This window comes from Pseudomonas sp. AD21, from assembly GCF_002878485.1.
Taxonomy (GTDB): domain Bacteria; phylum Pseudomonadota; class Gammaproteobacteria; order Pseudomonadales; family Pseudomonadaceae; genus Aquipseudomonas.
On record NZ_NQYG01000057.1, the window covers coordinates 1 to 18,886 of the forward strand.

The 18,886-nt window shown below is 62.1% G+C and carries 18 protein-coding genes; 10 read left to right on the top strand and 8 right to left on the bottom strand.

Features of this window, described 5'->3' with window-relative positions; translation table 11 throughout:
* Positions 1-133: 133 nt before the first annotated feature.
* Complete coding sequence (locus PseAD21_RS23765; protein ID WP_102358226.1) at positions 134-487, bottom strand: DUF1428 domain-containing protein; 354 nt, start codon at positions 485-487, stop codon at positions 134-136.
* A gap of 2 nt (positions 488-489) precedes the next feature.
* Positions 490-1,569 (bottom strand): hypothetical protein, encoded by a 1,080-nt coding sequence (locus tag PseAD21_RS23770; protein WP_102358228.1) that lies wholly within the window; start codon positions 1,567-1,569, stop codon positions 490-492.
* Between the two features lie 333 nt (positions 1,570-1,902).
* Between PseAD21_RS23770 and PseAD21_RS23780 the strand changes: the two genes are divergently transcribed.
* Positions 1,903-2,175 carry a hypothetical protein gene (locus tag PseAD21_RS23780; protein WP_102358231.1) on the top strand — a complete coding sequence of 91 codons (273 nt, stop codon included), beginning with the start codon at positions 1,903-1,905 and terminating at the stop codon, positions 2,173-2,175.
* Between the two features lie 45 nt (positions 2,176-2,220).
* On the opposite strand, the gene PseAD21_RS23785 is transcribed toward PseAD21_RS23780, so the two are convergent.
* Positions 2,221-2,427, bottom strand: a complete 207-nt coding sequence (locus PseAD21_RS23785; RefSeq protein ID WP_102358232.1) for a hypothetical protein — start codon at positions 2,425-2,427, stop codon at positions 2,221-2,223.
* 242 nt (positions 2,428-2,669) lie between these two features.
* Between PseAD21_RS23785 and PseAD21_RS23790 the strand changes: the two genes are divergently transcribed.
* From PseAD21_RS23790 to paoC, 4 genes are all read left to right on the top strand, one after another.
* Positions 2,670-4,424 carry an L-lactate permease gene (locus PseAD21_RS23790; RefSeq protein WP_102358275.1) on the top strand — a complete coding sequence of 585 codons (1,755 nt, stop codon included), beginning with the start codon at positions 2,670-2,672 and terminating at the stop codon, positions 4,422-4,424.
* 332 nt (positions 4,425-4,756) lie between these two features.
* Positions 4,757-5,380, top strand: a complete 624-nt coding sequence (gene paoA, locus PseAD21_RS23795; RefSeq protein ID WP_102358234.1) for an aldehyde dehydrogenase iron-sulfur subunit PaoA — start codon at positions 4,757-4,759, stop codon at positions 5,378-5,380.
* Positions 5,377-6,333: a xanthine dehydrogenase family protein subunit M gene (locus PseAD21_RS23800; protein WP_102358235.1), complete on the top strand. Its 957-nt coding sequence runs from the start codon at positions 5,377-5,379 to the stop codon at positions 6,331-6,333. Before paoA ends, PseAD21_RS23800 begins: the two co-directional genes overlap by 4 nt.
* Positions 6,330-8,525 carry an aldehyde oxidoreductase molybdenum-binding subunit PaoC gene (gene paoC, locus PseAD21_RS23805; protein ID WP_102358237.1) on the top strand — a complete coding sequence of 732 codons (2,196 nt, stop codon included), beginning with the start codon at positions 6,330-6,332 and terminating at the stop codon, positions 8,523-8,525. The genes PseAD21_RS23800 and paoC overlap by 4 nt, the downstream gene beginning before the upstream one ends.
* A gap of 94 nt (positions 8,526-8,619) precedes the next feature.
* On the opposite strand, the gene PseAD21_RS23810 is transcribed toward paoC, so the two are convergent.
* The gene (locus PseAD21_RS23810; RefSeq protein WP_102358238.1) at positions 8,620-9,096 is read right to left on the bottom strand and encodes a cupin domain-containing protein; all 477 of its coding nucleotides are present in this window, start codon (positions 9,094-9,096) and stop codon (positions 8,620-8,622) included.
* Positions 9,097-9,193: 97 nt separating this feature from the next.
* Between PseAD21_RS23810 and PseAD21_RS23815 the strand changes: the two genes are divergently transcribed.
* Positions 9,194-10,135: a LysR family transcriptional regulator gene (locus PseAD21_RS23815; protein WP_102358240.1), complete on the top strand. Its 942-nt coding sequence runs from the start codon at positions 9,194-9,196 to the stop codon at positions 10,133-10,135.
* Here PseAD21_RS23815 and PseAD21_RS23820 read toward each other — a convergent pair.
* A complete protein-coding gene (locus tag PseAD21_RS23820) occupies positions 10,092-11,048 on the bottom strand; it encodes an aldo/keto reductase (RefSeq protein WP_178082159.1) in 957 nt (318 codons plus the stop codon). The two genes, PseAD21_RS23815 and PseAD21_RS23820, sit on opposite strands and share 44 nt — an antisense overlap.
* A gap of 112 nt (positions 11,049-11,160) precedes the next feature.
* Between PseAD21_RS23820 and PseAD21_RS23825 the strand changes: the two genes are divergently transcribed.
* On the top strand, positions 11,161-11,934 hold the full coding sequence (locus PseAD21_RS23825) for an alpha/beta hydrolase (RefSeq protein WP_102358243.1): 774 nt from the start codon (positions 11,161-11,163) through the stop codon (positions 11,932-11,934).
* Between the two features lie 277 nt (positions 11,935-12,211).
* The gene (locus PseAD21_RS23830; protein ID WP_102358244.1) at positions 12,212-13,078 is read left to right on the top strand and encodes a CAP domain-containing protein; all 867 of its coding nucleotides are present in this window, start codon (positions 12,212-12,214) and stop codon (positions 13,076-13,078) included.
* A gap of 131 nt (positions 13,079-13,209) precedes the next feature.
* On the opposite strand, the gene PseAD21_RS23835 is transcribed toward PseAD21_RS23830, so the two are convergent.
* Both PseAD21_RS23835 and PseAD21_RS23840 read right to left on the bottom strand, forming a co-directional pair.
* Positions 13,210-13,842, bottom strand: a complete 633-nt coding sequence (locus tag PseAD21_RS23835) for a PQQ-binding-like beta-propeller repeat protein (RefSeq protein WP_102358245.1) — start codon at positions 13,840-13,842, stop codon at positions 13,210-13,212.
* 41 nt (positions 13,843-13,883) lie between these two features.
* The gene (locus tag PseAD21_RS23840; RefSeq protein WP_102358246.1) at positions 13,884-15,095 is read right to left on the bottom strand and encodes a helix-turn-helix domain-containing protein; all 1,212 of its coding nucleotides are present in this window, start codon (positions 15,093-15,095) and stop codon (positions 13,884-13,886) included.
* A gap of 215 nt (positions 15,096-15,310) precedes the next feature.
* Between PseAD21_RS23840 and PseAD21_RS23845 the strand changes: the two genes are divergently transcribed.
* Positions 15,311-15,919 carry a hypothetical protein gene (locus PseAD21_RS23845; protein ID WP_102358248.1) on the top strand — a complete coding sequence of 203 codons (609 nt, stop codon included), beginning with the start codon at positions 15,311-15,313 and terminating at the stop codon, positions 15,917-15,919.
* A 353-nt stretch (positions 15,920-16,272) separates the two neighbouring features.
* The gene (locus tag PseAD21_RS23855; RefSeq protein WP_102358250.1) at positions 16,273-16,704 is read left to right on the top strand and encodes a nuclear transport factor 2 family protein; all 432 of its coding nucleotides are present in this window, start codon (positions 16,273-16,275) and stop codon (positions 16,702-16,704) included.
* Between the two features lie 67 nt (positions 16,705-16,771).
* Here PseAD21_RS23855 and mqo read toward each other — a convergent pair whose 3' ends face one another.
* Complete coding sequence (mqo, locus tag PseAD21_RS23860; RefSeq protein ID WP_102358251.1) at positions 16,772-18,418, bottom strand: malate dehydrogenase (quinone); 1,647 nt, start codon at positions 18,416-18,418, stop codon at positions 16,772-16,774.
* Positions 18,419-18,886: the final 468 nt, after the last annotated feature.

The following is an 18,886-nucleotide window of genomic DNA, read 5'->3' on the forward strand; positions in this document are numbered from 1 at the left end:
ACGACTGTGGGCACGCTACACATCCCCTGTGGGAGCGAGCCTGCTCGCGAAGAGCTCGGCACAGCCAGCATCTTCAGCGGCTGACACTCAGCCATCGCGGGCAGGCTCACTCCTACACGGAATCTGCTGAATTTCAGGATTCAAGAATGTCTTTGAAGCCGCCAAAGATCATGCGCTGACCATCAAACCCCATCGGGTTGACGTCCGGTTGCATGCGCGGGTCTTCCATCATTCTGGCCATGCCGGCATCGCGGGTGGCTTTGTCTGGCCAGATCAGCCAGCCGGACGCAACCGTCTCGCCTTCCTTGAGTTTTACCGCCATCGGGAATGACGTGACCTTGCCCTCCGGCACGTCATCGCCCCAGCACTGGACCACATCCTTCGCACCGTATTCCTTGAACAACCTGGCGGCGATCTCACAGTGTTTTTTGTATTGTTCACGATTGGCATTCGGCACTGGTGCTACAAAAATATCGATATAAGCCATGATCATTCTCCTTGCACGTTGGGTTCGATCTGCTGAGTAGTCGATTGCGGCGGCCGCCATTCGACACGATTCGTACCCATCCCGACCGACGGTTGTTCGCCCCCGCCAAGACTGCCTTCGACCTGCCTGGCAATATGCAACGTACCGGCCATGACCCCGGTGGTCGGGTTCTGCAGCAGTTTCGCCCAGGCCTTGTCGAAGGTGCTGCCCAGGCTGCTGCGAATCAGCGCTTCGCTGTCGGGTCGGTCACTGGCCTGGATGATCGCGCGAATGCCCGCCACGCCGATCGAAATTCCCCCGCCGACCAGCTTGCCCGCCGCAGCCGCCACGGCACTGGCCGCACCGCGCGGGGCCATTTCCGCTTCCATTCGCTGGCTGGCGCGTTTGGCCACCGGTGCCATGCCGGCGTCGGTCGAGGCGATGCCCTTGCTCCCGCCTTCGGTGTGGATCTTGTCGATCAGCGCGGCGTACGCCGGCAACGTGTTCAGCGGTTCGGTGCTGATGATCTGATACAGCGACGCATCCCGCGCCGGCGGCGGCCCCAGGGCGATGGCCGGGACTTTCTGCAAGTGCCCGTTGAGCTGAGCCACCGGCAAGCCATAGCGCTGGGCGATGAGCGGTATCTGCTGGGCCATCAGTTGCGCGTAGAACGCCGTGGCCTGGCCGAGAATCGCGTCGGGATCGATCTCCACCGCGACCGGTGCCAGCACTCTTTCCTGATATTGCTCAAGCAGATAGCTCGCCAGGCGCTTGGCCGACGCATCCTGTTCACCGCCGGCATTGATCGTGTACCAACTGACCTTCATCGACAGCCATTCCTGGGTCCAGTAGCTGCTGAACCACGGAATGAAATTTTCTTCAGTTTGCTGATAGACGCGAGTGCGCCAATGTTCCATCGAGCCCCGGGCGAATAGCTTGACCTGCTCGGTGGACTGCTGCGAGGCGCTGACGATGTCCCGGTCGATCTGCTGCCAGGTCGCCGGCGACACCACCACAGCCGGTGGCGCCACCGGGGCCCGTACCGAGGAGGCGCAACCAGCCAGCAGCAACAGCGCGGCGACGCTCAGCGCACGCAGGTTCACGGTGGTGGAGTCCTTGAATGGAGGAAAACAGATTTGAGTATAGGTGCGCGGGTTGGGCCGTTTGTCGGTTGCGACCGGATTGGCCGCTTCGCGAGCAAGCTCGCTCCCACCATGAAATGCGTCCCCCTGTGGGAGCGGGCTTGCTCGCGAAAGCGGTGTGTCAGGCAACAACGATGTCGACTGAAACGACGCATTCGCGAGCAAGCCCGCTCCCACAGGGGGAGGCATCAACCATCAACGCCGTCGATATACACCATCGCCACGATTGCCTTTCGCACGCCAGCCGGCAGAGGCACGATTGACCTATCCGAGACGCAACGAGGAGTACACATCATGATTCGCACCATCGCACTCTCCGTGAGTTTCCCGGTGTTCGGCAGCAACTATTACAAACAGCACGTGGTGTCGCGCAAGGCGCAAGCACTGGTGTTCAACGAAGATTTCGACGATCTGCTGATGCCCGCCGCGAGCAATCACTTCAGTAATGAAGTGGTTGGTATCAACGATCAGTTCCGTTTTCTGAGCGACATACTCGCCACCCATTTGCTGGATCTCGAGGCCTCTGCGCCTGCGCATTCCAGCGTCCGGGCGAGCGCTCATTTTTAATCGACGAGGGCGTTCCCGTTGCGGGAACGCCCTCTTGATACTCAATCAATCATCGTCGCGATCACGGTAGTGACGGCGTCCGTCGCGTCGACCATCATCACGGTCATCCCAGCGCCGATCATGGTCGTAATAACGCCCGTGATCGCGGTCGTAATGCCGCCCATGGCGGTAGTCATCATCAAAGTCCGCCACACAGCCAGCCAGCAAAACGGCGGCGGTCACGGTCAGCAGCATCGTTGTAGCGTGCTTCATTCAACACTTCCCTAAAACCAAGGTCTTGACGACGGAACGGCTGTCACTGCCCACGCCTTCAGGACGCAGTGCGCGCAGCCGCAGATACGACCGGGTAAACGGACTTTGATTCACTGACCGACCACGACCGTTGATCGGCCCGCCGTCCGCCCCCGGACAGCGGCGTAATGCCACCTATACTGCTGGTTACCGACTCCCACGCAATGGATCTGCGCCTCGATAACAACAAGCAGAGGTGGACCATGGTCTGGCAGCAAATCTACGACCCGTTCGGCAATCCGCTGATCTCCACGCTCATGGCCGCCACCCCGGTGGTGGTGATGCTCGTGGCGCTCGCGTTCTTTCACGTCAAGGCGCATCTGGCCGCCCTGCTCGCCCTGGCTTCGGCGTTGCTGATTTCGATCTTCGCCTTCGGCATGCCGGCCAGCATGGCCGGCTCGGCAGCGTTGTTCGGCGCGGCCAATGGCTTGCTGCCGATCGGCTGGATCGTGCTCAACATCATCTTTCTGCACCGCCTGACCACCGAGAACGGCTCGTTCAAAGTGCTGCAGGATTCCCTGGCGCGGATCACCGATGACCGCCGTTTGCAGTTGCTGCTGATCGCCTTCTGTTTCGGCGCATTTTTCGAGGGCGCGGCCGGGTTCGGTACGCCGGTGGCCGTGACCGGGGCGATTCTGATCGGCCTCGGCTTTTCGCCGTTGGCCGCGTCGGGCCTGGCGTTGATTGCCAACACCGCACCGGTGGCGTTCGGCGCGCTCGGCACGCCGATCATCACCCTGGCCAAGGTCACCGAGCTGGATGAGATGGAGTTGTCGATGATGGTTGGTCGGCAGCTGCCATTTTTCTCGGTACTGGTGCCGTTCTGGCTGATCTGGGCATTTGCCGGGTGGCGCAAGATGCTGGAGATCTGGCCGGCGATTCTGGTGGCCGGAGTCAGCTTCGCGGTGCCGCAATTCCTGGTGTCGAACTACCATGGGCCGATGCTGGTGGACGTGATCGCCGCACTGATTTCGATGGCCTGCCTGACCCTGTTTCTGCGGGTCTGGAAACCGGCGACGGTGTACACCTCGGCCGCCCTGTCAGGCCGCGTCGACAACTCCCGGGTCGAGGAAGAAAAAGTCACCGCCAGTGCCACCTTCAGCGATCAGGCACGCCCGGCGGTGATGCGCGCGTGGATGCCATGGATCATCCTCACCGTGTTCGTGTTTGCCTGGGGCACCCAGGGCTTCAAGAACATCTTCGACGTGCGCCCGGCGCTGGACCCGGTAACGCATTCCGTCAAACTTGATCCGCAAGGTAAACCGCTGAGCGAGGCCAATCCGATTTTCTCGCCGGCGCTGACCTTCACCACTCTGCATCTGCAAGTGCAGAAAGTCCCGCCGGTGGTGCCGGCACCGAAAGCCGAAGAAGCGATCTACAAGTTCACCTGGTTCACCGCCACCGGCAGCGGCATTCTGCTGGCGGCGATTGTCGGCGGATTGCTGATGGGCTATTCGATCCCGCAGTTGATCAAGCAGTACCTGCGTACGTTGTGGGTGGTGCGGTTTTCGCTGATCACTATTGCCGCGATGCTGGCACTGGGGTTCCTCACGCGTTATTCCGGACTGGACGCCACCATGGGCCTGGCGTTCGCGGCGACCGGGGTGTTCTACCCGATGTTCGGCACCCTGCTCGGCTGGCTCGGCGTGGCATTGACCGGCTCGGACACGGCCTCGAACGTGCTGTTCGGCGGGCTGCAACGGGTGACCTCGGAACAGTTGGGCATCAGCCCTGTTTTGATGGCGGCGGCCAACAGTTCCGGCGGGGTGATGGGCAAAATGGTCGATGCGCAATCGATCGTGGTCGCCTCCACCGCGACCCGCTGGTATGGGCATGAGGGTGAGATTCTGCGCTACGTGTTCTTCCACTCGATTGTGCTGGCGGTGCTGGTGGGCGGGCTGGTGACGCTGCAGGCGTATGTGGCGCCGTTTACGCATATGGTGGTTGGCGGACATTGAGATCGGTAATGAGGGACTCTTCGCGAGCAGGCTCGCTCCCACATTTGGAATGCATGTCCCCTGTGGGAGCGAGCCTGCTCGCGAAAGCGGCATGCCATTCAACCAAAAACTGCCTGACCCTCCGACTTTGGTAGCAAGCCCTCCCCCACAATATGGCTCAGCGTCGTTTAGCAGATTAATGAACCCTGCGCATAACTCTATAGCGCAAATCCGCAAAAACCTTTTCCCCTCCGCGCAGGTCATTCCAAGAACGAGACCGGCAACCATGCCGGCGCGCCCGAGCGGGCCTTTGTACCCCTGCCGTCCTGATTCAGCCAGAGAGGGATCGAAGCATGACGATTTCCCGACGTAGATTCCTGATCCTCGGTGCCGTGACCGCCACGGCCTTCGCGATGCCGCCGTTCATCAGCCTCAAGGCCTACGCGGCCAACCTGGAGCAACCTGCCATGAGCAAAGTGACGATTCAAGTCAACGGAAAGCCGCAGGCCCTTGATGTCGACAACCGCACCACCCTGCTCGACGCCCTGCGCGAGCACCTGCACCTGACCGGCAGCAAAAAAGGCTGCGACCACGGCCAGTGCGGTGCCTGCACAGTGATCGCCGGTGGCCGGCGGATCAACGCCTGCCTGACCCTGGCGGTGATGCACGAAAGCAGCGCGATCACCACCATCGAAGGTCTAGGCATGCCCGACAATCTGCACCCGATGCAGGCCGCGTTCATCAAGCACGACGGATATCAGTGCGGCTATTGCACGCCGGGGCAGATCTGCTCGGCGGTGGCAGTGCTCAAGGAAATCCGCGAGGGCATTCCCAGCCATGTCAGCCCCAGCCTGACCGACGCGCCGCAACTGATCGCCAGCGAATTCCAGGAGCGCATGAGCGGCAATATCTGCCGCTGCGGCGCCTACTCCAACATCATCGAAGCGATCACTGAAGTCGCGGAGGTGCCGGTATGAGACCGTTCAACTACAGCCGCGCCGACTCTCCCGCCGCAGCGGCCGCACAAGCGGCGCAGGTCGAAGGCGCGAAGTTCATCGCCGGCGGCACCAACCTGCTGGACCTGATGAAACTCGACATCGAAACCCCGCTGCACCTGATCGACATCAACCACCTCGGTCTTGATCAAATCGAAGCCACACCCGAAGGCGGATTGCGCATCGGCGCGCTGGTGCGCAACACCGATCTGGCCGCCGACAGCCGCGTGCGCAAGGACTACGCCCTGCTCTCCCGCGCCTTGCTCGCCGGGGCCTCCGGCCAGTTGCGCAACATGGCGAGCACCGCCGGCAACCTGTTGCAACGCACCCGCTGCGCCTACTTTTATGACGTCAATCAGGCCTGCAACAAACGTCAGCCCGGCAGTGGTTGCGCTGCGATTGGCGGGGGCAGTCGGCAACTGGGGCTGATCGGCGTCAGCGACGCCTGCATCGCCACTCATCCCAGCGATATGGCGATTGCGATGCGCGCCCTCGATGCGCAGATAGAAACGGTCAAACCCGACGGCAGCACCCGCAGCATCGCCATCGCCGAATTCCATCGACTGCCGGGTAACACGCCGAACATCGAAACCAGCCTCACGCCCGGCGAGTTCATCACTTCGGTAACCCTGCCCGCCCCGGTCGGCGGCACGCACATTTATCACAAGGTCCGCGATCGTTCGTCCTACGCCTTCGCACTGGTATCGGTCGGCCTGATCCTGCAAAAGGACGGCAGTGGCCGCGTGGCAGTCGGCGGTATTGCACCGAAACCGTGGCGGGTCGAAGACGCCGACGCGTTGCTGCCCAAAGGCGCCAAAGCCGTGAGCGAACGCCTGCTCGATGGAGCCACGCCGACCCACGACAACCAATTCAAACTGACCCTGGTCGAGCGCACGCTCGGCTCGGTGTTGGCGCAAGCGAGGGATGAAGCATGAAGTTCGACACGCCCGCCACCACCAACCCGATCGACCAACTGAAGGTGATCGGCAAACCCACCGACCGCATCGAAGGCCCGCTGAAAACCAGCGGCCAGGCGCCGTATGCCTATGAGCAGCACGAGGCCGTGGCGAATCAGGCTTACGGTTTCATGGTCGGCTCGGCCATCGCCAAGGGCCGTATCAGCCACATCGATCTTGACGCCGCCGAAGCCGCGCCCGGCGTGCTCGTGATCGTCACCGCCGCTAATGCCGGCAAACTCGGCAAGGGCCAATACAACGCGGCGCCGCTGCTCGCCGTGCCCGAGGTGCAGCACTATCACCAGGCCGTGGCGCTGGTGGTCGCCGAAACCTTCGAACAGGCTCGCGCCGCAGCGCAACTGGTCAAGGTCGATTACGTCGCGGCCAAAGGCGAGTTCGAGCTGGCCAACGTGCGCGACCAGGGTGTCGAAGACGACGAGTTGCCCGACGTCACCCACGGCGATTTCGACAAGGCCTTCGCCGCCGCGCCGGTGCAGTTCGACCAGACCTACACCACTCCCGACCAGACCCACGCGATGATGGAGCCGCACGCGACGCTGGCCGCATGGAAAGGTGATCATCTGACCTTATGGACCTCCAATCAGATGATCGCCTGGAGCGTCGGCGACGTCGCCACTACCCTTGGCCTGCCCAAGGAAAATGTGCGCCTGATCTCGCCGTACATTGGCGGCGGCTTCGGCGGCAAACTGTTCATTCGTGCCGACGCGATCCTCGCCGCCCTCGGTGCGCGCCTGGCCAACCGCCCGGTGAAAGTCGCCCTCGCCCGCCCGCAAATGGCCAACACCACCACCCACCGCCCGGCCACGATCCAGCGCATTCGGATGGGCGCCACGGCGGACGGCAAGCTCAGCGCCATCGCTCACGAAGGCTGGTCGGGCAACCTCAAGGACGGCAAGGTTGAAGTCGCCGCGCAACCGAGCCAGCTGCTTTATGCCGGGGAAAATCGCCGGGTAACCATGCGCCGGGCGCCACTGGATCTGCCCGAGGGCAACTCCATGCGCGCGCCGGGTGAAGCGCCGGGGCTGATGGCGCTGGAAATCGCCATGGACGAAATGGCCGAGCAGCTCAAACTCGACCCGGTGCAGTTCCGCATCCTCAATGACACGCAGGTTGATCCGGTGAAAACCGAGCGCCCGTTTTCCCAGCGACGCCTGATCGAATGCTTGCAGACCGGTGCCGAGAAATTCGGCTGGAACCAGCGCAATGCTAGTCCCGGCAGCCGTCGCGAAGGTCGCTGGCTGATCGGCATGGGCGTCGCTGCGGCGTTTCGCAACAACCTGCTGCTGAAGTCCGGCGCCCGAGTGCGGCTGGAGTGCGACGGCAAGATCACGGTGGAAACCGACATGACCGACATCGGCACCGGCAGCTACACCGTCATCGCCCAGACCGCAGCCGAGATGATGGGTGTGGACCTGGCGGACGTCACCGTGCATCTGGGTGATTCGAGCTTTCCGGTATCGTCCGGCTCAGGTGGCCAGTTCGGCGGCAACTGCTCGACTGCCGGGGTGTATGCCGCGTGCATGAAACTGCGCGAAGCGGTGGCGACGAAGCTGGGCATGAGCGGTGGTGACGTCGAGTTTGCCGACGGTCAAGTCCGCGCTGGCGGCAAGGCCCTGCCGCTGCGTGATGCGGCAAAAGATGGCGTGGTCGAGGCAGAGGACAGCATCGAATTCGCCGACCTCGCCAAGCAGTACCAGCAGTCGACCTTCGGCGCGCATTTCGTTGAAGTTGCGGTGGATGCAGCGACCGGCGAAGTCCGCGTGCGGCGCATGCTCGCCGTATGCGCAGCGGGACGGATTCTCAACCCGAAAGCCGCGCGCAGCCAGGTGATCGGCGCGATGACCATGGGCGTCGGTGCGGTGTTGATGGAAGAGCTGGCGGTGGACAAACGGCTGGGCTTTTTCGTCAATCATGACCTCGCCGGATACGAGGTGCCGGTGCACGCCGACATTCCACATCAAGAGGTGATTTTCCTCGACGAAACCGATCCGATTTCATCGCCGATGAAAGCCAAGGGTGTGGGTGAACTGGGGATTTGCGGCGTGAGCGCGGCGGTGGCGAATGCGATCTACAACGCCACCGGGGCGCGGGTGCGCGAGTATCCGATCACGCTGGACAAGATTCTCTCTTCCTTGCCGGAGATGATCTAGTCTTCTGCACATCCAAGCCCTCTCCCCGAGCGATATGGGGTGAGGGCTTCGGTAGCGCACCAGCATGGGGTGCTAGGGGTCGAGGATGCGAAAGTTACTCCGATCTTGGATATTGTGCCTCGCTCACCTGCTCCATCCAGTCCACTACTTTGCCATCCAGCACTTCGGCAATTGCAATGTGGGTCATCGCCGTGTTCGGTGCAGCTCCGTGCCAATGCTTGGCGCCGGGAGCGATCCACACGGTATCGCCAGGACGGATCTCGCGAACCGGTTGCCCCCACTCCTGCACAAAACCGGCCCCGGCGGTGACGATCAACGTCTGCCCCAACGGATGGGTATGCCACGCGGTGCGTGCACCCGGCTCGAACGTCACCGTGGCACCGCTGACTCGCGCCGCATCACTGCCCTTGAACGGCGCGTCGACACGCACAGTGCCGGTAAACCAGTCTGCCGGGCCTTTGGCCGAGGGTTGCGAGCCGTTGGCGGTGACGGTGACGCGTGGGGGTTCGTTGGCCTGGGCCTCGCCCGCGAGTAAGGACAGGGTCAATGCGGAAGCGGCAATCGGGTTCATGGCGGTGGTCTCCGGTGAGCAATAACCGCACTTTACCGAGCTGAACTGTTCGGATAATCGACTAGAATTTGAAAAAACTTATGCGGGACACTCATCAATGCTTCGCGAAAACGCCAGTGACCTGCTCGCCTTCCTCGCCGTGGCCCGCGAGCGCAGTTTCACCAAAGCTGCGGCCAAACTCGGCGTCTCGCAATCGGCGCTCAGCCATACCATCCGTGCGCTGGAAGCGCGCCTGGGCCTGCGCCTGCTGACCCGCACCACGCGCAGCGTCTCGCCCACCGAGGCCGGCGAACATCTGTTGCAAACGATCGGCCCGCGCTTCGAAGAAATCGAACTGGAACTGGCGGCCCTGAGCAGCCTGCGCGAAACCCCGGCAGGCCGCATCCGCATCAGCGCCACCGACCACTCACTGAACTGGCTGCTGCGGCCGGTGCTCAAGGCGTTTCTGCCGAAATATCCGGACATCGCCGTGGAGGTGTGTTGCGACTACGGTTTCGTCGACATCGCCGGGCAGGGTTTCGACGCCGGCATACGCCTGGGCGAAGACGTGGCGCAAGGCATGATCGCTACCCGCATCGGCCCGGACATGCGCATGGCGGTGGTCGGCTCGCCCGCTTATTTCGCCAGCCGCTCGCGGCCGCAATCGCCGAGAGATTTGACTGACCACGCCTGCAACAATCTGCGCCTGCCGACCAACGGAGGGCTGTATTCCTGGGAGTTCGAAAAGAACGGCGAAAGCCTCAAGGTGCGCGTGTCCGGGCAAGTCACCCTGAATGGCGTGTACCCGCTGCTCGACGCCGCACTCGACGGTTTCGGCCTCAGCTACATCCCGGAAAACATCGTCGCACCGCACCTGGCCGAAGGGCGTTTGGTGCAAGTGCTGGCAGACTGGTGCCCGACGTTTGCCGGCTATCACCTGTACTACCCGAGCCGACGGCAGGCAGCGCCGGCGTTTGCGCTGTTGCTGGAGGCGTTGCGTTATCGCGCGCAAACGCTTAGCCCAGCAGCGCAATCAACTGATGCCGCTGCGCATCGGTGAGCATCGGCCCGAACCCGGCGCCGGCGTTATCGGCCATGTAGCGCGGATTGCCGGTGCCGGGAATCACGCAGGTCACCGCCGGGTGCGACAGCAGGAATTTCAGCGCCAGTTGCGGCCAGCTGCTGACCTGCACATCCGAGACCCAGGCTGGCAATGGCTTGCCCTTGAGTCGAGTCAGCAACCCACCGCCGCCGAACGGTCGATTGCAGATCACCGCGACCCCGCGTTCGCGGCACAGCGGCAGGATGCGTTTTTCCACGCCACGGTCATCGAGAGCGTAGTTGATTTGCAGGAAGTCGAGCTGTTCGGCCTTCAGTACCGCCTCGACTTCGTCGTAGGCCGAAGGCGTGTAATGGGTGATGCCGATGTAGCGGATGCGGCCCTGTTCTTTCCATTCGCGCAGGGTCGGCAGATGAGTCTGCCAGTCCAGCAGATTATGGATCTGCATCAGGTCGATGCGTTCAGTACGCAGCAGACGGAAGGATTGTTCCATCTGCGCGATGCCCTCCTTGCGTCCGCGTGTCCATACCTTGGTCGCCAGAAACGCGGGTGAACGCGGTTCGTGGATCGACAGCAACTCGCCGGTGGTTTGCTCGGCGCGGTCGTACATCGGTGAGTTGTCGATCAGCGTTCCGCCCTTTCTGAACAACTCGTCGAGCACCGCTGGCAGTTGTTTATAGGCGGTTTCGCCGGGCGCAACGTCAAAGCCGCGATAAGTGCCCAGGCCCACCATGGGCAGCAACTCGACGCTTGAGGGGATGGCGCGGGTCTGCATGGTCTGGTCTCCTGCCTGGCTCGGCGAAGTGGCAGTCGGCGCGGCACTGGCCAACGCTCGGTCAAAGGTCAGGACCGCCGAAACCCCGGCAGCCAGCGTAAGCAATCGGCGACGGGAGCAACCCTCAGTGTGGCTCATGCTGGTTCCCCTGCTGCGTGAATCTGTTGCACGTTGTGTTCAACAGCGGCCACCGTGTACCGCTCGGCTACACTGCGACTGCGAACACCCGCGCCCCGTTAAAGTTAGCCGAATGTCCAGAATCCTGATGTCACTCGTCGCCTTGATCATCGCCCTGTATCTGGTGTTGTGCGGTGCACTGTTCGTGTTTCAGCGCTCCCTGATCTATTTCCCCCGGCCCGACAACGCCGTTGCCACGCCCGATTCGCGAATGAAGCTGTCGATGCCGGATGCCGATGTCTGGGTGACCATTCGCGCGCACGCCGGGCCAAAGGCGCTGATCTACTTTGGTGGCAATGCCGAGGACGTGTCGCGCAACCTGCCTGCGTTCAGCCAGGCCTTCCCCGACTACGCGCTGTATCTGCTGAATTACCGGGGCTTTGGCGGCAGCGGCGGCGCGCCATCGGAGGAGGCGATTGCCGAAGATGCATTGGCGCTGTTCGATCAGGTGTACGCCAGCCATCCACAGATTGCCGTTGTAGGGCGCAGCCTGGGTTCGGGAGTGGCGGTGCGGCTGGCAAGTCAGCGCCCGGCGACAAAACTGATTCTGGTGACGCCGTACAACAGCCTCGAAGAAGTCGCCGTCCGCCAATACCCGTGGCTACCGGTGCAGTGGTTGCTCAAGGATCGTTTCGAGTCGGGCCGCTATGCCGCGCACATTCAGGTGCCGACCTTGCTGCTGGCGGCCAGCGATGACGAGGTTATTCCACGGGACAGCACGCAACGGCTGTTGGCGCATTTCCCCAAAGGCGTGGCGACGCTGCGGGTGGTGCCGGACGCGGGGCACAACTCGATTTCCGAGCGGGTGCAGTATCTGCAGTGGATGGGGGATGTGCTTAATCGCTGATCGGGTTTGATCAACAAATCTGGTGGTGTTGCGACTGGCCTCTTCGCGAGCAAGCCCGCTCCCACCTTTGGCAATGCGTTCCCCCTGTGGGAGCGAGCTTGCTCGCGAAGGCGCTAGTCCGGGCAACACAAAATCCAGGCTTGCCCCACCCTCCATCACCCACCAAAAAAAAGCCATGTGGCCAGCATGAACCAAGTCCCAAAAGCCCAGTCCTAGAGGCGCCGCATTTCGCGGATCCGCACTTCAGCACTGTCCTTTTCCCAGAGCCTGCCGTCCCATGCGCCATGTCGTTCGCTCATCACGCTTCGTTTCGCTGTGCCTGCTGATCCTTGCCCCACTGTTCACCGAGACCACCCACGCCAGCGAAGAGCGGCAACTGGTGGCGGCCATCAATGACTACCGCGCTCATCCGCAACGCTGCGACCGCCGGCCGGCCCAACGTCTGGCGCCGTTGGCGATGAAATCCAATCTCGCATTGCCGATCGGCTATGGCTACGGCGGTGGTTTGCGCGAGACGTTGAAGTCTTCGGGTTATTCGGCGGTGGCCGTGCGCAGCATCCGCATTGTCGGTGCCGGGGATGCCGAGCAAGCCTTTGAACAGCTGCAAGACAGCCACTGCACCGCCCTGCTCGACGCTCAGTACGCCGACATCGGCGTCAGTCGTTCCCGTGGTGAGTGGCAAGTAGTGCTGGCGCAACCGGTGCTCGACAGCCGGGTCGGCGACAACCGCAGCGTCGGTAAAGCCTTGCTCGCCGAGGTCAACGCCGCCCGGGCGCGCCCACGGATGTGCGGACGCCAGCGCTTCGCCGCCGCCCGGCCCCTGAGCTGGAACCCGGCGCTGGGAGCCGCTGCTCAAGGGCACAGCAAGGCCATGGCCTACGGCAACTACTTCGCCCACCGTGATCCGGACGGCGACATGCCGGCGGATCGCGCCCGGGCAGCGGGGTATCGCGGGCGGCAGATTGGCGAAAACATCGCCGCCGGCCAGAGTTCGCCGGGCAAGGCGATGACCGGGTGGTTGGCCAGCCCCGGGCATTGCGCCAACCTGATGAACCCGATGTTCACCCAGGTCGGCGCCGGGTTTGCCAGTGAGGCGCGCAGTGATGAGGGGGTTTACTGGACGATGGTGTTTGGTGCGCCTTGATTCGCTTGGGAGATTTTCAGTGAAGCTACTGGCCCCTTCGCGAACAGGCTCGCTACCACATTTGTCCGGTTAACGCTGAACCACTGTGGGAGCGAGCCTGCTCGCGAAGAGGCCGGTCAAGACACCATCAATCACTTGGGCCGACGCACCGCCCGCAACTGCCCACTGCCTCCGCCGCCGCAATAAAACCGCTCGCCGCCATCCGCCTCCAGCCCGGAAACGCCAGTTCCTGCGGGCATCTTCAGACTTTCCAGGACCTCGCCATCCTCCGGATCGACCCGGCGCAGTTCACTTTCATCGCCCTCCCAGGTGCCATGCCACAAGGCGCCGTCAACCCAGGTCACCCCGGTGACAAACCGGTCTGACGCCAGCGTGCGCAGAACCTCGCCGGTCTGCGGATCAACCTGATAGATCTTGCGCTCGCGATACTGACCGATCCACAAAGAACCTTCGGCCCATGCCATCCCCGAGTCGTTACCGCCGCCCGGTGCCGGGATGGTGTTGAGCACGCGGCCGGTGGCCGGGTCGATTTTCTGGATGCGGCTGTCGGCGATCTGGAACAGATGCTTGCCGTCGAATGCGGTGCCGGCATCGGCGCCGACCTTGATCGTGCGCACGGTTTCACCGCTGGCCGGGTCCAGCGCATTGAGCTGGCCGTCGCTGGCGAACCACACGTGCTGGCCGTCGAAGGTTACGCCGTGGACACGTTCGACGCCTTCGAACGGGCCATACTCACGAAGTATTTCTGCGTTTGCCTGTTTCATGATGCCTTCCTCGCTGGTGGATGAGTCTGGGTGAGTCCAGCCTAGCCATTGCCCAGCGACACCGGGAGTAACAAGATCGTCGCGAAACCCGGCACCGGCGGCGTGGTCCAGCGCCGCGCACGGCCAACGCCGAAAGATTGCACCCGCTCCGTCGTTGCCAGGCTTTCCAACGCCCGTTGTACCTGGCGCTGGCTACTGCCCAACGCCAGGGCCAGCGCCGAACTCGACCAGGCTTCGCCATCGGCGAGCAAGGCCAGCAACGCGGCGTGTTTGTCCTCGACCGGCAAGGTGAGCAGCGCCACGTCGGCAGCCACCAACGCAAAACCACGCGCGGTCGCGACGATCCGCGCCAACGGTTGCAACGCCGAACGCAAGCGGCCGATCTCCACCCGCAGGCGTGCGCGGTGGGATTCGTCGCTCAGCTTCAAGCGAAACGCCCCGCCGATCAACGCCTCTCTCGATACGTCTTCGGGCCACGCCTGGGCCAGCATCCGCGCCAGACTGAACAGCACCGGCCGCGTCGCCAACGCCAGCGTCATCCCGGCGCCGCGCACGCTGTAGCGACAGGCATCGACCACCAGGGTGCTGGAAGCGAACAATGCTTGTACCTGCTCCAGCTTCACCGGTTGCGATTGGCCGCCCCTGCTCAGTCGCGCGGCCGGTGCCTCAAGGACCTGCCCGGCGTGTTCAACTTCGGCAGTCAGCGCCGGTATCCCGGCCTGCTGCGCAGCCAGTGCGGCCCGAACCAGCGCCGCCCGCGCCGTGTGCGTCTGCACCTGCCGCAAGGCGACCCCCGCCGTCAGCAATTCGTGGACAGCCCGCAGCGCCGGGGCCAACGGAGCGGGGTCCAGCTCTACGAGCAATGCCTGCGCCTCATCGAGCCGGCCGATCAACAGCAAACGGCGGATCTGCAAATACCGGGCGTGCGATGCATTCAGGTGATCGGCGTGATCGAGCAGCACCCGCCGCGCCGCTTCCAGTGCCTTCACCGGCCAGCCCAGGTCCCGTGTCGCCAGCGCCACCTCTGCCTCGGCAACCACACAGCGCGCCCGGGACAACGGCTCATTGGCGCCAAACGCCTTGACCGCCCGCTGCAGCAACGCCTTGGCCCGGGTCAAATCACCGAGCTGGGCCATGGCAATGCCACGCAGCGCCAACGCGGGTGGGTCTTCGCGCAGGGCGACAAGCTTTAATGCCGCCAACGGATCCCCCGCCGCAAGCGCGCGGCCGGCGGCGTTGATCAACGAGTCCATGGTGAGTTCGACATGGCAGCGCTTTCCGGTATCAGATCCTGCGGGGAGTCTAATACCGAATGCGCTTTTAATTAGATGGCGGTGTTCTTTCGGGCCCCTGATCGAGGATTGCACCGCATTTGAGACCCCCGTGGTGGCTGAGCGGTACACCGTTGGCAATTCAGGTAATCTGCGGCAGCTGGAAAAGGAAAACAGTCAATCACGGAGTCGATTAATTGAAACGCCTTGCCTTCTATCTGCTGGTTCCTCTGTTCGCAGCCTGTAGCACGGGTCCTTACCTGAATCCGCAATCGGCTGTCGGTCAGAACGCATTGCTGATCAGAACATGCCCCGGCCCACACCAGGCCATAAGCTACAAGACCACGTCCGAGGAACTCGATTGGGTGCACCTGCTGGTTTACGCAGCGCTGCCGGGGACCCCGACCAGGCCGGACTTCCATCACAACACTGATACCGAATTACGGATGTACGCGTCCCTGTATACGCCACCCTATATGCGTAACCTGGACACCAAGGAAAAATGGGATGCCGCCTACAGCACTCCCCCACCGGCACTCTGGATCAGCGCGGCCTCGCCCATGGCCACCGTGCAACTGGCCAATGGCAAATCCTATCAGGTCAGCATCGAACGCTTGAAAACCGGCTTCGACCCGCGGGAGCAATGGCTGGACCTGTATTCGCCCGGGACATCCTTGGGCAGCGGCGAGATGGACGATTTCATCCTGACGCTGCCGGAGCTCTTTCTGAACGGTGAGAAAATCCCGACAGCACCGATCCATTTCAAAAAACGTGAGGATCGTTACATGCCGGTACTCAACTGCTGATCATCAGACCGGAGAAATCGTCGCGAGCATTCCGATCAGAATGGTCAACGCCAGAAACCCACCCAGGAAAATCGCCATCTTGTTCATTCTGCTCTCCTTAATGCTGAGCTTGCGGTGCACCGGGCGCTTCAGGATGAAGGACTGCCGCGAGTGACCGAACTGCCGGGGTATTTTGAGCGCCTGACTGAACCGGTAACAGAGGCAGATCCAACAGAAAAATACGGATCAGATGCGCATCTGATCCGCTCCGGCCATAGCCCGCTATTCAGAGCGCCACACAAAGATTCATCCCCGGCCGCTTTGATCTAGAGTCATTGGCGTCGCGCAAACAACAACAAAAAAGGAGTGAAACCATGTCCGACCTGAACCTGCACCCCAACGCCGCCGAGTCACTGAAGCGCTGGCACGAGATGATCCGCACCGGTAACCTCAAGGCCCTGCCCGAGCTGCTCGACCCGAACGCGGTGTTCCGCTCGCCCATGGCCCACTCGCCCTACCCCGGCGCGCCAGTGGTGACGATGATACTCAACACCGTGTTCGACGTATTCGAAGACTTCACATACCACCGCGAACTGGCGACTGCCGATGGCTTGAATGTGGTGCTGGAGTTCAGTGCCAAGGTCGGGGCGAAAGAGTTGAAGGGCATCGACATGATTCGCTTTGATGAGCGCGGGAAGATTGTCGAGTTTGAAGTGATGGTAAGACCATTGAGCGGGTTGCAGGCGTTGGGGGAAGAGATGGGGCGCAAGCTTGGGGCGTATCTGGCGAGCGCAAAACCCAGGTAGACGCAGGCACAAAAAAAGCCCACTGACCGTTACCGGTTCAGTGGGCTTTTGTGTGTCTGGCGTCTAGTTACAGGGCCATGTCACGTGCAGCATTTTCCTTCGGCGCTGTAGCTTTTTCAGCTGCAGGTGCTGCCGGAGCAGCCGCCTGACCAATCACCGGAGGCGTTGGCAGTTCGAGGATCTTGGCGGTGTACGCCCACTCTTGTGCGACTTTGGCCGGATCGTTGTTCAGCTGGGTGCCGTAGCTTGGAACGATCTGATGCAGCTTGGCTTGCCACTCAGGGGTTGCGACTTTGTCTTTGAAGACTTTCTGCAGCACGCTCAGCATGATCGGTGCAGCGGTCGACGCGCCTGGCGATGCGCCCAGCAGACCGGCGATGGAGCCGTCTTGTGCTGCAACGATTTCGGTGCCCAGTTTCAGCACGCCGCCAGCGGCTTCATCACGCTTGATGATTTGCACGCGTTGGCCGGCTTGCCACAGGCGCCAGTCTTCGGCTTTGGCGTTCGGGAAGTATTCCTTCAGCGCGTTCAGACGGTCTTCATCCGACAGCATCAGTTGACCGGCCAGGTACTCGACCAGCGGGTATTCCTTGATGCCGACCTTGGTCATAGGCCAGATGTTGTGGGTGGTGGTGCTGGTCAGCAGGTCCAGGTACGAGCCTTCTTTGAGGAACTTGGTGCTGAAGGTCGCGAATGGGCCAAACAGAATGACGCGCTTGCCGTCCAGAACACGGGTGTCCAGGTGCGGAACCGACATCGGAGGTGCGCCAACCGAAGCTTTACCGTAGGCCTTGGCCAGGTGCTGCTCGGCGATGGCCGGGTTATCGGTCACCAGGAACGAGCCGCCGACCGGGAAGCCAGCGTATTCCTTGGCTTCAGGAATGCCGGACTTCTGCAGCAGGTGCAGAGCGCCGCCGCCCGCGCCGATGAACACGAACTTGGCGTCGGTTTCGGTCTTGGTGCCGTCTTTCAGGTTTTTGTAGCTGACGCGCCAGGTGCCGTCGGCGTTCTTGGTGATGTCTTCGACTTCGCTCGACAGTTTCAGGTCGAAGTTAGGCTTGGTCTGCAGGTAACCGGCGAACTGGCGGGTGATCTCGCCGAAGTTCATGTCGGTACCCAGCGGGCTCCAGGTGGCCGCGATTTTCTGGTTCGGGTCACGCCCTTCCATCATCAGCGGAACCCACTTCTTGATCACAGCCGGGTCTTCGGAGTACTGCATGCCGGCGAACAGCGGGCTCGCTTGCAGGGCTTCGTAGCGCTTTTTCAGGAACTTGATGTTGTCATCACCCCACACGAAGCTCATGTGCGGCGTGGTGTTGATGAACGAGCGAGGGTTTTTCAGAACGCCTTGCTGAACCTGCCACGCCCAGAACTGACGGGACACCTGGAACGCTTCGTTGATCTCGACGGCTTTCGGGATCGTCACGTTGCCTTTGTCGTCTTCCGGGGTGTAGTTCAGTTCGGCCAGCGCCGAGTGACCGGTACCGGCGTTGTTCCAGCCGTTGGAGCTTTCCAGGGCGACGCCATCGAGGCGCTCGACCATTTCCATCGACCAGCTCGGCTCCAGCTCATTGATCCACACACCCAGGGTGGTGCTCATGATGCCGCCGCCGATCAGCAGAACGTCGACTTTCTTCGCTTCTTCAGCATTGGCAGACGACATCCCCATCGCCAAAGCCAGCCCTAGCAAGGCTGTATTCACTTTCTTAAACATCCGTTGCACCTATGATAAAACGCCTTCCGCCCGCCGCTGTTGTGGCCATGAGGGCCTTTTGTCGCGACACTCAGGCCAGGGTCGCGGGCACCTTCACACTGCAATTTTGACGGGTGGGCACACAAGGCCGACGTACCGCATCGACCTCAGTTAATGTCCCTTCTGAACTGACTTTTTATCATTATTGGCTTCAGCTACTTGAGCGACAGGGATTCCGTCAGCCCGCCCAAAAGGCAGGCAAACTGAATAAGGTCAAACCAAGTTGAGGCGAAGAATATCACGTCAGGGCAAACCAGCGCGTCTGTTCCCGACTTGAGAGTCTTTTTCCGCTCTGGGCGTTATCGGCCAATCCGGGCTGAACATGATCCCGAAAGCTTTGGCGCCTGGGCTGGCCCCATCGCGAGCAGGCTCACTCCTACACAACACTGCCAACCCCTGCAGGCCTTCGCCTGCTCGCGATGGCGATAG